Source organism: Neisseria sp. P0022.S010, assembly GCF_051956635.1.
The window spans coordinates 1-17128 of the sequence record NZ_JBQCXF010000005.1; the positions used below are offsets into that span (position 1 = coordinate 1).

Here is a 17128-nt window from a genome sequence, read left to right on the forward strand (position 1 = left end):
TAATTAGTCTATACTAAATTTTACCAGTATTTATAATTATTGATAATAATCAAAACTAATTAAAATAGACATGTTTATTCATAATAATTACCGTAGAAAAGATATATCATGACACCTTTCGTAATGTGATATCAATAAAGGATAAGCGGTGAAACAACAATTTTTATGTAACAAAAATAAAATGTTATGCGCCATTTTGGCTGTTTTCTCAGGCCAGTCATTTGCGGAAGAGCTTCCTCAAGTAGATATACCTGAAGTCAAAGTTGTCGGCAATGCGCCTTCAAGTAACTGGCGTTTGCAGCCTGGCGCAAAAGACTATCTAACAGATGGAGAAGTTTTAACTACAAACGATTTAAAAACAAAACGCGCCGTATCGCTCGGACAGACTGTGGAACAAGTCTCCGGCGTTCAAAACAATGCTTACGGCCCCAATACCGGCGTACCGCAAATCCGCAGCTTGAGCGGCTCGCGCGTATATGTCAGTGAAAATGGTTTGGGTATTTCGGATGCTGCTTCTGTCAGCCCCGATTTACCGCTGATGGTTAATCCGTTTATGGCGGAAAAGATTACCGTTTTAAAATCATCGGCAGCAGTCTTGTATGGCGGCAATGCGATTGGCGGCGCAGTTGATGTCGATACCGGCGTGATCGCCACAGAAGTGCCTGAAAAAGATTTAAACGGCAAAGTCGAAGTCAGCGGCGGCTACAATACGCCGCGTGTCACAGCGTTCAAATTAAACGGCAAGGTCGGCAATGTAGCTTGGCATTTGTCGGGGGCGGACACTAATGCCAATGATTACCGTATTCCGGGAGATTCCAAACCTGCTGCCTGCTACGATCATGCCAATATTTATAGCTCTCGCCTGATGTGGGCATGTCAGGTTACGCCCGACATTACCGAAACCTTAAACAAAGGCTATTACCGTTATGTCACAAAAGACATTCCGGCTTTCATTGAACTATGGAAACGCTATAACGACGGCTCGGAACCTGACGAATCTGAATTGTACAAATTAAACAAACCGTTTTGGGGCGATTGGGTAGAAAATCCGCTTTATGACGGCAGTCCAAACTTTAGAAATAAAGTCATCAATGCCATGAAAGATGATATGCCTGTTGAAAAAGGCCGTCTGAAAAACAGCCATCTGAGCAATCAAAACTTTGCTTTCGGCCTAAGCCATATCGGTGAACGCAGCTATGCAGGCGTATCCGTCAGCCGCTTCTTGAGCAAATCCGGTATTGCAGGCTTTGGCTATTACAATTTTGCCGAATCAGGCCACCACCACGGCGGTACCCACAAAGCACCGGCACGCGAATACGCTTCCGTACGCGCTCAACAAACCCGTTGGCAGGCAGAAGCCATGTACCGTCCATTGACGCCATGGATTGAAAACATCAAATTCCAAGCCGCCTATACGCAAAACCCAACATCCGAATACTTGGGAGACACCAAAATGCAAACTTTGGACAGCAAAACTTTCCAAAGCCGTTTGGAGTTCAACCACAAAGCAGGTTCTTGGCTGAAAGGTACATTGGGCGCAGATTGGAAACAGCGCAGCACCGAATCTTCAGGCATCAACGGCAAACGCACCGGAAACTATGCCTACCTGCCCGATACAGACAGCAAAGAATACGGCATTTTCGCTTTGGAAAACTTTAAGTGGAAAAACTGGAATGCGTCTTTGGGTTGGCGACATGGCGAAGTCCGTCACTCGGTCGACATCGGCGATTACAAACCTGGACGCAACAGCTCGACCGTTAAAGGATTGGAAGAGAGAGGCCGTCTGAAATACAGCTTAAACCACTATCATGCAGGCTTAGGCGTAGATTTGTTTGACTTCTTAAAACTGGGCGCACGATATAGCCGTTCACAACGTGCCCCTGAAGTCAACGAGTTGTATGCAGGTGGCGATCACTATGCCCTGATGGCTTCAGAATCACACTGGGGAGTAGACGTACTGCGTCCGGAAACAGCAGGCACTTGGGAGGTAAACGGCGAAATCGGTTGGAAAGACGGCCGCTTCCGTGCAAGCTGGTATAAAACCCAATTTAAAGACTACACCTTCCTCGTAGATGCCGCACATGACGGCGGCCAACGCCTACCAACCAAATACTGGCGCTCCGGCGACACCCAGCTTCACGGCGTGGAATTGGAGGTAAACCAATGGTTTGACCTGAATAAATACGGCACATTGGAAGCCCGCCTGTTTGGCGACTTCGTACACAACCGCGCTGATTTGGACGACGAGCGCAACAGCACATTAGGCAATGGCAACCGTGTCCGCAACAACGGCTATTACATGCCCAATATGCCCGTATCCCGCTACGGCGCAGGCCTGACATGGAATAAAGGCAACTGGCAACTGGGCACCAGCCTGACACGCTACCGCCCAGCCAAACATACAGGCCACATGGCTGCCCACTACAAAGAGCCTGTTTTGGGCGGCTATACCATGTGGGATATGTACATGAGCCATACCACCAAACACGGAAAATCGACAGCCGAATGGTTCCTCGATGCACGCAACCTTGCCAACCGTACCGCAAGACCGCAAAACTCCATGCTCAAATATATCGCACCATTGCCGGGCCGCTCCGTCCGCGCTGGTGTAAGGCTGACGTTCTAAGTTGAAAATAAAACAAACCGGATTCCCAGTTGATGGAAATCCGGTTTTCTTTTTTGATTATTTGATTTTCAGACGGCCTGATTACAAGCCTTTTACCTGTTAAGAAGAAACCACAAAATCCACTGTATGCGCTTCACTGTAATCAGGGATTTCCAGCTTTTCTATCATGCGGTGCAACACATCATTCGGCACAGAATGTTCGCGGTTACGGTTTTGCGATAGTAATTGCGTGTAAGGCACTTCCAAATAAATGAGATGCACGCGTGCACCGTAATCGGCAAACATCGGCAGCCATTTGCTGCGCAGATCGCGGTTAAGATTGGTCGCATTAAAGACAAATGACGTACGGGCTCGCAGGTATTCTTTTGCCTGCTCTTTACCCAAACGCACTGCTTCGGCAGTATGTTTGGAATCTGCGGGATCAAGTTTGCGCTCACGGCGAATCTCATCCAGCGACAGCATGGGTAAATGGGCAAGATGTTGCCTGATGTAACTGTCTTTGCCGCTACCTGCTATGGCGCACATGGCGTATACATCAAAGGTCCGATCATCAAATGGCTGATAATCCGGCATTTCGCTACGGCCGTTAAGATAGAGATAGCGTCCGTAGTCGCTGGCAAAAGTACGCGCCTTGCCCCAACAAGCATTTTCTTCACAGAGTTCACGAAACAAATCAATGCGCAGCAAAATATCCTGTTGATCGCAGCATATACGGCCTAAAACATCGGCTTTAGCAAGCATGGCAAGATACGCAGTGTTAACCTGCAAACTGGCTGCTATGACGGCTCGCTCAGGATTAGGCTTGTTAATCGCCCATAAGGGCAATCCGTGCAAACGTACAAGTTTAGCGATTGCTTCTCTTACGGCAAACGGAGCGGCAAGTTCGGTATACAGTAAAGTACGGGCGGTATGCTCGCCTTTTTTTGCGTGATGCGGCGAAACGATACGCTCTTTGCCGTTTTCTATTTCACGCTTGGTCGTACTGCGTTTTTCCACATCATGCAGCATGGCGGCAGCAAACAGAATATGTTGCTCCTGTTCATCAAGCGCTTGAAACTCGGGCAGTTTCAAAAGGGCTTCGCACACCATTTTGGTATGCGTAAATACATCGCCTTCGGCATGCCACTCAGGGTCTTGCGGAACATCCTTCATATCGGCAAACCAGCTGAAACGACGTTCTAATGCTTGCCAATCAGGAAGTTGACCGGGTATGTAATATGGGAATGTCCACATAATTGTCTTTCTTATTATTGGATAATTGGACTTCAGGCCGTCTGAAACTGCCAGCTTTGCCAATGGTATTTGTCGTAATCAATAAGACGGGCAGGCTTCCAAGTTTTCGTCCAATGAACATCGGTTTTAACGTGTTTGGCTCGTACCAATTTGAAAAGGTTGTCGAATTCATTGGATTGAACAGATAGGTTGCCGTTGTTGGTGGCAAAATCAGCGGCGTTACGGATAACAAAACCTTCGCTGCATGCTGCTCCTGTATTCGGATCGTAGCCGCCAAGTTTGCCGGCAGTTTGTACGCTCTCCGTCCACGACTCTCCCAAATTAGCGGCCAGCCATTGCGCTAAAGCAATATCTTCATTGGCGTATTTTTGAGTGAAATCTGCAAGAGGCTGCATAATGGGAATTTCTGGCACAGTCGGAAAATCAAACAGCTGCGCATAAAATTTAACCTCTTCCCATGAAAGCCAATGTCCGCCACGACGGACGGCGAATAGATAAAAATAGCTTTCCAATTGAGAATAGGCAATCGAATGAATGCCGTACATATTCTCGCCAAAAAGTTCGAGATCGCCCAAATCATCTTTGATTTGCTGCCATCGTTGCAGCAAAGGTTTATCCCACGGATGCTGGGTAGGCGCAGTATGGCTACGGGCATAGAGGCCGTGTGCGGCAAAACAGTTGTTTTGTCCATCTAATTTTTCGGTTAAAACCAACTTCGGCAGCTCGGCAAAATATGAAAGAAAGCCACGCGGCATAAAACGGTCGTCAGAGGTTGTGCCGAGGCTGATGGGCGCGTGCAGGCTGCGGGCGTATTTTTGAGGTTCGGTTGTCGTCATAATATTTTTTCCTTTTTATTTATTTTTTTAATTTTCTTTTCAAGCGTTCCCAGCGACTGGTTACATTTTCCCCACCACATTTTCTTGTTTGGAAACCAAGAGTTGGTCAACTTTTAGATTCTCAGTATCGATGATTTCAAACTTATAACCGGCATAAACCAGGAAATCCGTGCGCTTCGGGATTTTGCGCAGGGAATACATCATAAAGCCGGCGATGGTTTCGTAGTTTTCCGAATCGGGAAACTCTTCGATATCCAGCGCACGCATAACATCGGCGAGCGGGGTCGCGCCGTCCACTAACCATGTATCTTCGGTACGGCGGATGATTTGCGGCTCTTCTTCGGTATTAACCAGCTCACCCATCACAATGCTCATCACATCTTTCAGCGTTACCACACCAACTACCAGCGCGTATTCGTTCACCACTACGGCAAAGTCTTCGCCGGAAGTCTTGAAGGTCTCCAATACATCATAAAGCGACAGTGTGTCGGGGATGAACAATGCTTTACGCAACACGCGTTTGTCAGTCAAGCGGACATCTTTTTCTTTTAAAAACAAGGTAAGCAGCGTATGTGATTCGATGTAGCCGATGACGCGTTCCAAATCGCCGTCGCATACGAGGAATTTGTTGTGCGGTTTGTCGGACATCATTTCCAACACGGTATCGCTGTTGTCGTTTTTATCAAAATAGACAATGTATTCGCGCGTGCTCATGGTGGAAGTAACCGTGCGCTCTTGCATATCGAAAATGTTTTCAATCAGATAGTGTTCTTGTTCTTTCAACACACCAGCCTGCGCACCGGCATCGACGACGGCGTAAATGTCTTCCGAGGTCAGTTGCTCCTGACGGACGGTGGAAATTTTGAAGAGCTTGAATATTGCGTTTGCCAATCCGTCAAAAATCAAAATAAACGGCTTTAAGATAAAAATTAAAAACATCATTGGCCGCACAATGCGTACCGCCACCGCTTCAGGGTGGGTCATCGCTACGCGCTTGGGCATCAGGTCGGCAATCAGGATAAAGCTGCCTGTTACCAACGTAAATGTCAGCAGCGACGCAGCCGTACTGCCCCAACTGCCAGCGTTTGCCAACAAGCCGTCAAAATAGGGGCGCACCGCCGCCTCTCCGACGATACCGGCAAGAATGGCGACGGCGTTCAAACCGATTTGGACGACGGTAATAAAACTGCCCGGTTGCTGCTGCATATTGAGCACATCCAGCGCGCGTGTATCGCCGCCGTCTTTAGCCATGACTTGCAATTTGATTTTGCGCGCCGAAGCCAGCGCGAGTTCGGAACAGGATACAAACGCGCTAATGACAATCAGCAGGCACAATAATAGTAAGGCTTCGAGAATATTCATAAAAAATTATGTGTGGTATAGGTTGGAAACATTCAGACATCAAAGGCCGTCTGAAAAATTTAATTTATTCCGTGATTAATGTTATGTGTATTTATCGCTTCAACCATCTAAAGCATCTTCATCCAAGGATTTCAGCCATTTCAGCTTTTCGCCAATTTTGATTTCCAATCCGCGCGGGACGGGTTGGTAGAAGTCGGGTTCGTCCAAGCCGTCGGGCATATAGCTTTCACCGGCGGCGTAGGCGTTTGGTTCGTCGTGGGCATAGCGGTATTCGCGTCCGTAACCCAATTCTTTCATCAACTTGGTCGGCGCATTGCGCAGGTGGACGGGCACTTCGTCGCTGGCGTTTTCTTTGACGAAACGGCGCATTTGGTTGTATGCCTTATAGCCTGCATTGGATTTGGCGGCGGCGGCAAGGTACAACACGGCTTGCGCCAAAGCAAGCTCTCCTTCCGGCGAGCCTAAGCGCTCATAAGTTGCGGCGGCATCATTGGCAATCGTTAAGGCACGCGGATCGGCCAAGCCGATATCTTCCCATGCCATGCGGACAATGCGGCGGGCGAGATAGCGCGGGTCGGTGCCGCCGTCGAGCATACGGCAAAACCAATACAGCGCGGCATTCGGATGCGAACCACGCACGGATTTGTGCAATGCGGAAATTTGATTGTAGAAACTCTCGCCACCCTTATCAAAACGGCGGATTTGCGCACCCAAACTATCGGCGAGGAATTCGGCGGTTAAGGTTTTCAGACGGCGTGTATCGGCAGCACGTAAAAGTTGTTCCAATAAATTCAACAATCTGCGCGCATCGCCATCTGCGGTATTCACAAGCAATTCTTGCGCATCGGCTTCAATCGTAAAATCTTGGTATTCGGGCAAGGCCAACACTTTGGCAATCAGCTTTTTTAGGTCGTCTGAAGACAAAGATTGCAAGACATAAACCTGCGCCCTGCTGAGCAATGCCGGATTGACTTCAAATGACGGGTTTTCCGTGGTAGCGCCAATAAAGGTTAATAAGCCGCTTTCGACATAAGGCAAAAATGCGTCCTGTTGCGCTTTGTTGAAGCGGTGTACCTCGTCAACAAACAAAATCGTTGCTCGCCCTTGTTGCAGGGCAATTTCAGCCTTTTCAATAGCCTCGCGTATGTCTTTCACACCTGAAAATACGGCGGAAACAGGCAGAAACTGCGCATTGAAACTCTGCGCCAAAATCCGTGCCAGCGTGGTTTTGCCTACGCCTGGTGGCCCCCACAGCAACATAGAATGCGGCTTTCCACCTTCCACCGCCACGCGCAAAGGTTTGCCCTCGCCGATTAAGTGCTGCTGCCCGATGACTTCGTCTAAAGAATGCGGGCGCAGGCGTTCAGCTAAAGGGGCTTCGGGTTGGCGTGCAAAAAGGTCGGACATAGCGGCTTTCGTGCTGATTGATTGAAAAGAAAACTCGCTAGCATTATACGGTAGTTTCGCAAACACACATATCTGGCCGCATTACGGTATAATACATGCTATTTTGAGAACTCTTCAGGCGTTTCAGACGGCCTTGTTTACAGGAAACATCATGACTTCAAAAGCTCTTTTGGCAGCTGTTACATCAGCTTTCTTATTGGGTGCATGCGCTACCGGTGGCGACTCTTTCGGCGGTTTGGGCAGCGGTACGGGTATCGGCAGCAGCGTAGTGAAAATGGCGGTAGACAGCCAATGCCGTACCGAATTGAACAAACGTAACGAATGGCGCGTCATTGCTTTGGCCATGAGCACGGAAAAACAAGCCGAATGGGAAAATAAAATCTGCGGCTGCGCCAGCGAAGAAGCGCCAAACCAATTGACTGCAACCGAAATGATGCAGGTATTGAGTCCGGCAACTCGCGAGCAGGCCATTGCTTCCGTTACCGCAAAAACGGTTACCGCCTGCTTCAAACGACTCTACAAATAATCATTCAGACGGCCTTTTTTCACATCAATGCCGTCTGAATTCGTTTTGACTTTCTATTTGAATTTTAAATACATAGAGAAGAAACCATGAAATACATCAGCACCCGCGGTGCGACCGCACGCAAGCAATTTAGCGAAGTTTTATTGATGGGTTTGGCTCCTGACGGCGGTTTGATGCTGCCTGAGCAATACCCTCAAATCGACCGTGCTACTTTAGACCAATGGCGCACACTCAACTACCCCAAGCTGGCGTTTGAAGTCATGAGCCTGTTTGCCACCGACATCCCTGCTGATGATTTACGCGACATCATCAACCGCACCTACACCGAAGAAGTATTCGGTACCAAAGCCATTACTCCGGTGCGCACACTTTCAGACGGCATCAAAATCCAAGCCCTCTCCAACGGCCCGACTTTGGCATTCAAAGACATGGCCATGCAATTCTTGGGCAATGCGTTTGAATATGTATTGAACAAAGAAGGCAAAGAACTCAATATCTTAGGCGCCACCAGCGGCGATACCGGCTCTGCCGCCGAATACGCCCTGCGCGGTAAAAAAGGCGTCAACGTCTTCATGCTGTCTCCGGAAGGCAAAATGAGCGCATTCCAACGCGCGCAAATGTTCAGCCTGCAAGATGCCAACATCCACAACATCGCCGTTGAAGGCATGTTTGACGACTGCCAAGACATCGTCAAAGCAGTACAAAACGATGCCGAATTCAAAGCCAAATACCATATCGGCACAGTCAACTCCATCAACTGGGGCCGTATCGTCGCCCAAGTCGTGTACTACTTTGCCGGTTATTTCAACGCCACGTCAAACAATGACGAAAAAGTCAGCTTCTGCGTACCAAGCGGCAACTTCGGCAATGTCTGCGCCGGCCATATCGCCCGTCAAATGGGCCTGCCCATCCACCGCTTGATTGTTGCCACCAACGAAAACGACGTATTGGACGAATTTTTCAAAACCGGCGCATACCGTCCGCGCAACAGCGAACACACCCACGTTACTTCCAGCCCGTCCATGGACATTTCCAAGGCCTCCAACTTCGAGCGTTTTGTGTTTGACCTAATGGACCGCGATGCGGACGAAATCCAAACCTTATGGGCGGAAGTAGCCTCCGGCAAAGGTTTCAATTTGGAATTTGCCTTAAACAAAGTACATCAACAATATGGCTTTGTTTCCGGCAAATCAACCCATGCCAACCGCCTTGCCACCATCAAACAGGTTTACGAGCAAGATCATGAATTGATTGATCCGCATACAGCCGATGGCGTCAAAGTTGCCCGTGAAGTCCGCGAAGCCGGCGAAACCATCATCTGCCTCGAAACCGCACTGGCCGCCAAATTTGAAGCCACCATCCATGAAGCGGTCGGCGAAGTTTCCATCCCCCGCCCTGCCGCATTGGAAGGCTTGGAAAATCTGCCGCAACGGGTCCGTGTTGTCCCTAATAATGCGACGGCAGTGAAAGACATCATTAAGGAAGCTCTGGCTTAATCGGCTGTCTTTGATGACTGAAGAGGCCGTCTGAAACTTTTTCAGACGGCCACAACTGGTATTTGAGAAGTAGGCAGCGTTATTGCCAACCCCACCGCATTACAGTCGTTATCATATAAAATCAAGGCGTTAAAACAATACCAACTCCTTTTGACTTTCAATTGCAAACATTGTAATGACAGATATTTTCGTTTAGAATTGCATGTTTGCTCTAAATTTGGATTGATATGCAGACAACACAAGCCACATCCAACTGGGAGCTATACAAGCGCTTGCTTGGATATTTGAAAAGCTATTGGAAGATGTTTATCGTCTCCGTAGTGGCCATGCTGATTGTCGCCGGTACGATGCCGGCTTTCGGTTACTTGCTCAAACCTTTGATCAATGAAGGTTTTGTCGATAAAAACATGAAAAGCATGTCATGGTTGCCGCTGGCAATTGTGGCGCTATTTTTCGTTCGCGGCCTGTTTAACTTCATCAACGAATATTGCACGACGTATCTGTCCAGCCACTTGGTGCAGCGCTTGCGCGGTGAAATGTTCAACAAAATGATGCACCTGCCGACTTCGTATTTCAGCAGCAATACCGGCGGCCGTTTGATGTCTCGTATCTTGAACGACGTCAATCAAATTACCGATGCAGGGTTTAACGTCATTACCGTGATTGCCAAAGACGGCGTGAGCGTAGTCGGCCTGTTGGGCTTGCTGACTTATCTGAACTGGCGTTTGACCCTGATTACTTTTATCATCTTGCCGGTTGTTGCTGTATGTATCCAAACAGTCAGCAAACGCCTGCGCAAACTGTCTGCCAACAACCAAATTTATCTTGGCCAGCTGATGCAGGTCTTGGGCGAAAGCATTAATGGCGAACGCGTTGTAAAAATCTACGGCGGCCAAGATTATGAAAACCGCCGCTTCGACCGTATTGCCAATGATGTTCGCCGCAACCTGCTCAAACAGGTTTCCGCCAGCTCTGCCGGTACCGGCATTACGCAATTAATGGCTTCGGTTGCACTGGCTGCGATTATTTACGCAGCCGCCCGCCAAGCAGGGCTTTCCGGCTTTAGTGCAGGCGATTTTATGTCGTTTTTGTCCAGCATGATCATGATGTTTGACCCCATCAAACGCATGACCGGCGTGATGCAATCCCTGCAGCGCGGTTTGGCGGCGGCTGAAAGCGTCTTCACCTTTTTGGACCAGCCCGAAGAAAGCAACGAAGGCAAACAAACCCTCAGCCCAAACCCTGGCGATATCGAATTTTGCGATGTTGTACACCGTTATCCCGAAGCCGAACGCAACAGTTTGAACCATATCAACCTGCTTGTCCCACAAGGCAAAGTGACTGCATTGGTCGGCGCATCGGGTTGCGGCAAAACCACCTTGGCCAATATGTTGCCGCGCTTCCTTAATCCCAATGAAGGCGAAGTTTTGATCGGCGGCATCAACATCAATGAATATACGCTCGAAAGCTTGCGCAGCCGCATGGCATTCGTCAGCCAAAACGTTGTCCTGTTTAATGGTACGATTGCTGAAAACATTGCCTATGCACAAGCTGACAAATTCAGCGAAGAAGAAATTATTAATGCCGCAAAAGCAGCCAATGCTTGGGAATTTATCCAAAAAATGCCACAAGGCCTGCACACTGAAGTTGGCGAAAACGGTTTAAAACTGTCCGGCGGCCAACGTCAACGCCTCGCCATCGCGCGTGCGCTTTTGAAAAACGCGCCGATTTTAATTTTGGACGAAGCCACCAGCGCATTGGATAATGAATCCGAACGTTTGGTACAAACCGCATTGGAAAACCTGATGCAAAACCGTACCACTTTGGTGATTGCCCACCGACTTTCTACCATCGAAAAAGCCGACAACATCGTTGTCATGCATGAAGGCAATGTCGTCGAACAAGGCACACACCAAGAATTAATCAGCGCAGGCGGACGCTATGCCGACCTGCACAGCCTCAGCGAAAAATCAGCCGTACCGGCGAGCAAGTAGCTGAAGCCGTATTCCACTCTTTTTATTAACCTCGGCCGCCCCGACTTATCCTTTTCAGACGGCCTTATCCGACAGGAAATATCAATGGCAGCATTCAATACCCAGAAAGTCTTGTCCGTACATCACTGGACCGACGCTTACTTCACTTTCACCTGCACCCGTGACGAATCTTTGCGCTTTGAAAACGGCCAATTCGTCATGGTCGGCCTGATGGTTGACGGCAAACCGCTGATGCGCGCATACAGCGTGGCTTCTGCCAACTGGGAAGAGCATCTGGAATTTTTCAGCATTAAAGTACAAGACGGCCCCTTGACCAGCCGCCTGCAACACCTTAAAGTCGGCGATGATGTCCTCATCAGTAAAAAACCGACCGGTACTCTGGTTGCCGGCGATTTGAATCCGGGCAAACACCTCTACCTCTTGAGCACCGGTACCGGCATCGCCCCTTTCTTGAGCATTACCAAAGACCCTGAAATTTACGAGCAATTCGAAAAAATCATCTTGGTTCACGGCGTGCGCTACAAAAAAGACTTGGCATACTACGACCGCTTTACCAAAGAATTGCCCGAACACGAATACCTGGGCGATTTGGTTAAAGAAAAATTGATTTACTACCCGATTGTTTCACGCGAAGACTATGTACACCATGGCCGTCTGACCGATTTGATGCGCAGCGGCAAACTCTTTGAAGACATCGGCCTGCCTAAAATCAATCCGCAAGACGACCGCGCCATGTTGTGCGGCAGCCCTGCCATGTTGAAAGACACCTGCAACGTCTTGGACGAATTCGGCCTGACCGTTTCTCCGAAAACTGGTGTCCGCGGCGACTACCTGATTGAGCGCGCATTCGTCGATCAATAACGTATCCCCGGCAACAGGCCGTCTGAAACCCTTCTTTCAGACGGCCTAAAACCTTAATAATTTATCTCACATTATGCCTACTCTACTCATTATCCGTCCGTCCAACCGTCCGCAACAAGATATCCAAACCTGCCATGCAGCCGGTTGGCAGGCTCAAGTATTGAGTCCGATTGAAATAGAGGCAGACCGTTCGGCACTAAACAAACTTCCCGAACAATTCAAGCAAGCCGATGTCGTGTTTTGGGTCAGCCCGACCGCTATTGAAACCGCAGCGCCGCACCTGAACTTTTCAGACGGCCCCAAAGCACACATTACCGTCGGCCAAACCAGTCAACATACTTTGGCGCAATTCTCCCCCTATCCCGTATTCTCCCCCGAAGACGGCAACGACAGCGAAGCCGTCTTGAGAATGCCTATTTGGAAAAACCTGCCGCCCAACGCCCGAGTTCTCATTATTCGAGGTCATGGCGGCCGCGATTATTTGGCAGACAAATTAAGCGCACTGGGTTTTCAAATCGACTTCGCCGAAATCTATTTCAGACGGCCACACGCCATCGATTGGCAGCACTTTAAAACTGAAGACATCGCCGCCGCCTACGTTACATCCGGCGAACTTGCACGCGAATTTTTCCATCAGATTCCGCCGCAATTTTCCCGATTCTTCGAATCCTTGCTATACTTTACCCACCACCCGCGCATTGCCGATGCACTTCGCATCGTCGGCGCCAAACATGTAGAAACCGTCACTTCTTTATCCGCTGCACTTTCATCCATGCCACAAAGGAGCCAAGCAGTGACCCAAGTCGAAGACAATAAAGATACCCGACAAGTTGCCAATACGGCAGCGCCGGCGCCTGAACGTTCTGAAAACACCAGGCCGTCTGAACCAATCAAACCTACCCAACCTCAGCGAGTGGAGGCGAGCATGCCCGAGTCCAACAATCTCCCACAAAACAACGCCCCTGTTATCATCAAACAATCCGGCGGCAAAGCCTTGGCCGCAGGTGCAACCGTCTTGGCACTGCTTGGCTTGGGCGCGAGCGGATTCCTGTTTGTACAGGGTCAAAATGTTTTAAAAAACCAAGAGCTCGAATTCAATCAAAAAATCGACAAAGCTGCGTTGGGCGAGTCTGAAAATGCCAGCCTTTTAAAAGACAACCTCAACCGCCAAACCGCTATTCAGGCCGAGTTAGACCGCTTGAACAACGGTCAAAAAAGCAATAGCGATCAAATTCTGCAAACGCAAAAAGCTTATCAAGAGCTGCTCAAAGGCCGTGTCAACTGGCTGGTTGACGAAGCCGAATCCATGTTGAACACAGCTTCGCAACAATTGATGCTGTCAGGCAACCTCCAAGGCGCGGTCAGCGTATTGGAACACATCGACAGCCGCCTGAGCCGTTTTGACCAGCCCGAGCTTATCCCCGTCAAACAAGCCATCAGCAATGATTTGGCCGCGCTGAAAAACCGTCCTTATGTCGATATTTCCGCTACCGCCCTGCGTATCGACCGTTTGGAAACCGCCATTTCCGGCCTGCCTTTGGTCTTGGACGGCGTATTGAAACCGGGTGCCGCGCCTGTCGAAACCGCCCATTCAGGAACTTGGTGGGAAAACACATGGGAAAAATCCCTCAATGCCCTCAAAGGCTTGGTTGAAGTCCGTCATCTGGACAGCAACGACGCCATGTTGATTTCACCCGAACAAACCTACTTCATCCGCGAAAACCTGCGCCTGCGCCTTTTGGATGCGCGCATTGCCCTGTTGCAACACAACGGCGAAGTGTATCAAAGCGATTTGAACAACGTTGAAGCAACCGTAAAACAATACTTCGACAGCAAATCCCCTGCTACCCAGTCATGGCTGAAAGAGTTGGCCGAACTCAAAGCCCTTGATGTCCGCATGATTTCAGACGACAGCCTGAAAGCCAGCTTGAGTGCCGTTCGCGCTTATCAAGAAGGTTCGCGTACACAAATGACAGCCGAAGAAACTGCACAAACCGAAGCCGCCGAGAAAACCGCTTCCGCTCCGGCGGCGGCAGCTACCGAGCAAGCCACAACTGCCGCACCGGCCGCCGCTTCTGCCCCTCAATCTCTGGAAGCACCTGCCTTGCCGTCTGAAAACAAAAAAGAACCGGCTGCCGAAGCTGCCAAACCACAAAACCAAACCAAGCCTGCTGCCAAAATTAAAGGAGAGCAAGCATGAAAACCGTCGTTTGGATTGTCATTCTGTTTGCTGCCGCCGTCGGTTTAGCGTTGGCTTCCGGCATTTATACAGGCAATGTGTATGTCGTGGTTGAGCAAACCATGCTGCGCATCAATCTGCATGCCTTTGTTTTAGGCCTGCTGTTGAGCGTATTCGTCTTGTATTTCCTGATTAAATTCGTGTTCGGCCTCTTGAACCTTCCGGCGCGTATGCAACGCTTCGGCATTGCCCGCAAAGGCCGTCAGGCTTCTGCCTCTTTGAACAGCGCAGGTCTGGCATATTTTGAAGGCCGTTTTGAAAAAGCCGAACAAGAAGCCGCCAAAGTCTTGCAAAACAAAGAAGCAGGCGATAACCGCACCCTGGCTTTGATGTTGGGCGCGCACGCGGCCGACCAAATGGAAAACTTCGAACTGCGCGACCGCTACCTGCACGAAATCGAACACCTTCCGCAAAAACAACAGCTTTCCCGTCATCTTTTGCTGGCCGAATCTGCACTGGGCCGCCGCGATTATCCGACCGCCGCACAAAATCTTGAAGCCGCAGCCAAAATCAACGGCAACTTAAGCCGCCTGGTGCGCCTGCAATTGCGTTATGCCTTTGATCACGGCGATGCTTCAGATGTCTTGGCAAAAGCGGAAAAACTGGTCAAAGCCGGCGCCATCAACGATTACGAAGCAGAACAGTATCAAAACTGGGCATATCGCCGCCTCTTGAGCGAAGTAACCGATGCAGGCCGTCTGAAAGCCTGTTTGAAACAGATTCCCGAAAACGTGAAATCTGGCGAATTGTGCGTTGCGATTGCCGAGAAATACGAGCGTTTGGGCTTGTATGCCGAAGCGGTCAAATGGGTAAAAACCCATTATCCGCAAAACCGCCAGCCCGAGCTTTTGGAAGCTTTTGTCGAATCCGTGCGTTTCTTGAGCGAACGAGAGCAACAAAAAGCCATCGACTTGGCAGACTCTTGGCTGCAGGAACAACCCGACAATGCACCGCTGTTGATGTATCTTGGCCAACTGGCTTACGGACGCAAACTTTGGGGCAAAGCCCAAGGCTACCTCGAAGCCAGCATCGCCCTGCAACCCAGCGTATCCGCACATTTGGTCCTAGCGCGCGTGTTTGATGAAACCGACCAACCGCAAAAAGCGCAAGAACAACGCAATCTGGTTTTGGAAAGCGTGGCCGAAGAAGAACATCCGGCAGCCCTTCCTCAACCAAATTGATGTGCTGATTTTGTATTAAGCGACAGTATGAAATCTACAACAGAACCAACCATTTAATCATTTCAGACGGCCTCAATACATATCTAAGGCCGTCTGAACTTTGTCCAACACACCAAATCAGAAAGCCTATTTATCATGACTGCTCTGAAAAACGACACTTTCCTCCGCGCCCTGCTCAAACAGCCTGTCGAATACACACCCATCTGGATGATGCGCCAAGCCGGACGCTATCTGCCTGAATACAAAGCCACGCGCGCATGCGCAGGCAGCTTTCTCGATTTGTGCAAAAACACCGAGCTGGCAACCGAAGTTACCATCCAGCCTTTAGAACGTTTTGATCTGGACGCAGCAATTCTGTTTTCCGATATTCTGACCGTTCCCGATGCCATGGGTTTGGGCCTGTATTTTGCCGAAGGCGAAGGCCCAAAATTTGAACGCGCTTTGCAACACGAAGCCGACATTGCAAAACTGCAGGTTCCCGACATGGAAAAACTGCAATACGTCTTTGATGCCGTAACTTCTATCCGTAAAGCACTGGACGGCCGAGTTCCGCTGATCGGCTTCTCCGGCAGCCCGTTCACACTCGCCTGCTACATGGTTGAAGGCGGCAGCAGCAAAGAATTCCGCACCATCAAAACCATGATGTATTCGCGTCCTGATTTGCTGCATAAAATCCTCGACACCAATGCTCAAGCCGTTACCGCTTATCTCAACGCCCAAATCGATGCCGGCGCACAAGCCGTACAAATTTTCGACACTTGGGGCGGCGTGTTGAGCGATGCAGCGTTTAAAGAGTTCAGCCTGAAGTACATCCGACAAATCGTTGCCGGACTCAAACGCGAAAGCGAAGGCCGCCGCGTGCCTGTTATCGTATTTGCGAAAGGCGGCGGCTTATGGCTGGAAAGCATGGCAGAAATCGGCGCAGACGCATTAGGCTTGGACTGGACCTGTAACATCGGCGAAGCCCGCCGTCGCGTCGGCGAACAAGTTGCCCTGCAAGGCAATTTTGATCCGTTCGCCCTCTTTGGCACACCGGAATCTATCCGCACCGAAGTCGCACGCATCCTTGCCGACTACGGCAATGGCAGCGGCCATGTATTCAACCTCGGGCACGGCATCAACCAACACGCCAATCCGGAACACGCCAAAATCTTGGTCGATACCGTACACGAATTGTCCCGTCAGTATCACGCTTGATTGAGCGCGTAACGTAAAAGGCCGTCTGAAACCGTATTTGTTGTTTCAGACGGCCTCTTAGCTCAAACCCTGAGAACCGCATGCGTGCGTTCCACATACATCCTACTTGTTGAGTTTAGATTTCATATGGGCTACGGATTGCTCATGATTCATGGTTATTCTCCTTTTCT

General features: G+C 49.7%; 12 protein-coding genes and 1 pseudogene. 9 read left to right on the plus strand and 4 right to left on the minus strand.

Annotated features, from left to right (window positions below):
• Positions 1–181: 181 nt before the first annotated feature.
• Positions 182–2626 carry a TonB-dependent receptor gene (locus tag ACTHUT_RS01295; protein WP_440385787.1) on the plus strand — a complete coding sequence of 815 codons (2445 nt, stop codon included), beginning with the start codon at positions 182–184 and terminating at the stop codon, positions 2624–2626.
• 99 nt (positions 2627–2725) lie between these two features.
• Here ACTHUT_RS01295 and ACTHUT_RS01300 read toward each other — a convergent pair whose 3' ends face one another.
• From ACTHUT_RS01300 to ACTHUT_RS01315, 4 genes are all read right to left on the minus strand, one after another.
• A complete protein-coding gene (locus tag ACTHUT_RS01300) occupies positions 2726–3859 on the minus strand; it encodes an AAA family ATPase (protein ID WP_440385786.1) in 1134 nt (377 codons plus the stop codon).
• Positions 3860–3891: 32 nt separating this feature from the next.
• Complete coding sequence (locus ACTHUT_RS01305) at positions 3892–4695, minus strand: RNA ligase family protein (RefSeq protein WP_070461720.1); 804 nt, start codon at positions 4693–4695, stop codon at positions 3892–3894.
• 60 nt (positions 4696–4755) lie between these two features.
• On the minus strand, positions 4756–6057 hold the full coding sequence (locus ACTHUT_RS01310; RefSeq protein WP_440385785.1) for a hemolysin family protein: 1302 nt from the start codon (positions 6055–6057) through the stop codon (positions 4756–4758).
• Positions 6058–6156: 99 nt separating this feature from the next.
• Positions 6157–7464 (minus strand): replication-associated recombination protein A, encoded by a 1308-nt coding sequence (locus ACTHUT_RS01315; RefSeq protein WP_440385784.1) that lies wholly within the window; start codon positions 7462–7464, stop codon positions 6157–6159.
• 151 nt (positions 7465–7615) lie between these two features.
• Here ACTHUT_RS01315 and ACTHUT_RS01320 point away from each other — a divergent pair, with 151 nt between their 5' ends.
• The 8 genes and pseudogenes from ACTHUT_RS01320 (at position 7616) to hemE (ending at position 16958) form a co-directional block, all read left to right on the plus strand.
• The gene (locus ACTHUT_RS01320) at positions 7616–7990 is read left to right on the plus strand and encodes a hypothetical protein (protein ID WP_440385783.1); all 375 of its coding nucleotides are present in this window, start codon (positions 7616–7618) and stop codon (positions 7988–7990) included.
• An 86-nt stretch (positions 7991–8076) separates the two neighbouring features.
• Positions 8077–9486 carry a threonine synthase gene (gene thrC / locus ACTHUT_RS01325; RefSeq protein WP_440385782.1) on the plus strand — a complete coding sequence of 470 codons (1410 nt, stop codon included), beginning with the start codon at positions 8077–8079 and terminating at the stop codon, positions 9484–9486.
• Between the two features lie 227 nt (positions 9487–9713).
• A complete protein-coding gene (msbA, locus tag ACTHUT_RS01330; RefSeq protein WP_036491179.1) occupies positions 9714–11480 on the plus strand; it encodes a lipid A export permease/ATP-binding protein MsbA in 1767 nt (588 codons plus the stop codon).
• Positions 11481–11564: 84 nt separating this feature from the next.
• Positions 11565–12341, plus strand: a complete 777-nt coding sequence (locus ACTHUT_RS01335) for a ferredoxin--NADP reductase (protein WP_003746329.1) — start codon at positions 11565–11567, stop codon at positions 12339–12341.
• 73 nt (positions 12342–12414) lie between these two features.
• Positions 12415–13110 (plus strand): annotated as a pseudogene (locus tag ACTHUT_RS01340) (uroporphyrinogen-III synthase); the annotation flags it as partial.
• A 156-nt stretch (positions 13111–13266) separates the two neighbouring features.
• A complete protein-coding gene (locus tag ACTHUT_RS01345; protein WP_440385857.1) occupies positions 13267–14541 on the plus strand; it encodes a uroporphyrinogen-III C-methyltransferase in 1275 nt (424 codons plus the stop codon).
• Positions 14538–15761, plus strand: a complete 1224-nt coding sequence (locus ACTHUT_RS01350) for a heme biosynthesis protein HemY (protein WP_440385781.1) — start codon at positions 14538–14540, stop codon at positions 15759–15761. The genes ACTHUT_RS01345 and ACTHUT_RS01350 overlap by 4 nt, the downstream gene beginning before the upstream one ends.
• A gap of 135 nt (positions 15762–15896) precedes the next feature.
• Positions 15897–16958 (plus strand): uroporphyrinogen decarboxylase, encoded by a 1062-nt coding sequence (gene hemE, locus ACTHUT_RS01355; RefSeq protein ID WP_070646024.1) that lies wholly within the window; start codon positions 15897–15899, stop codon positions 16956–16958.
• The last annotated feature ends 170 nt before the right edge of the window (positions 16959–17128 follow it).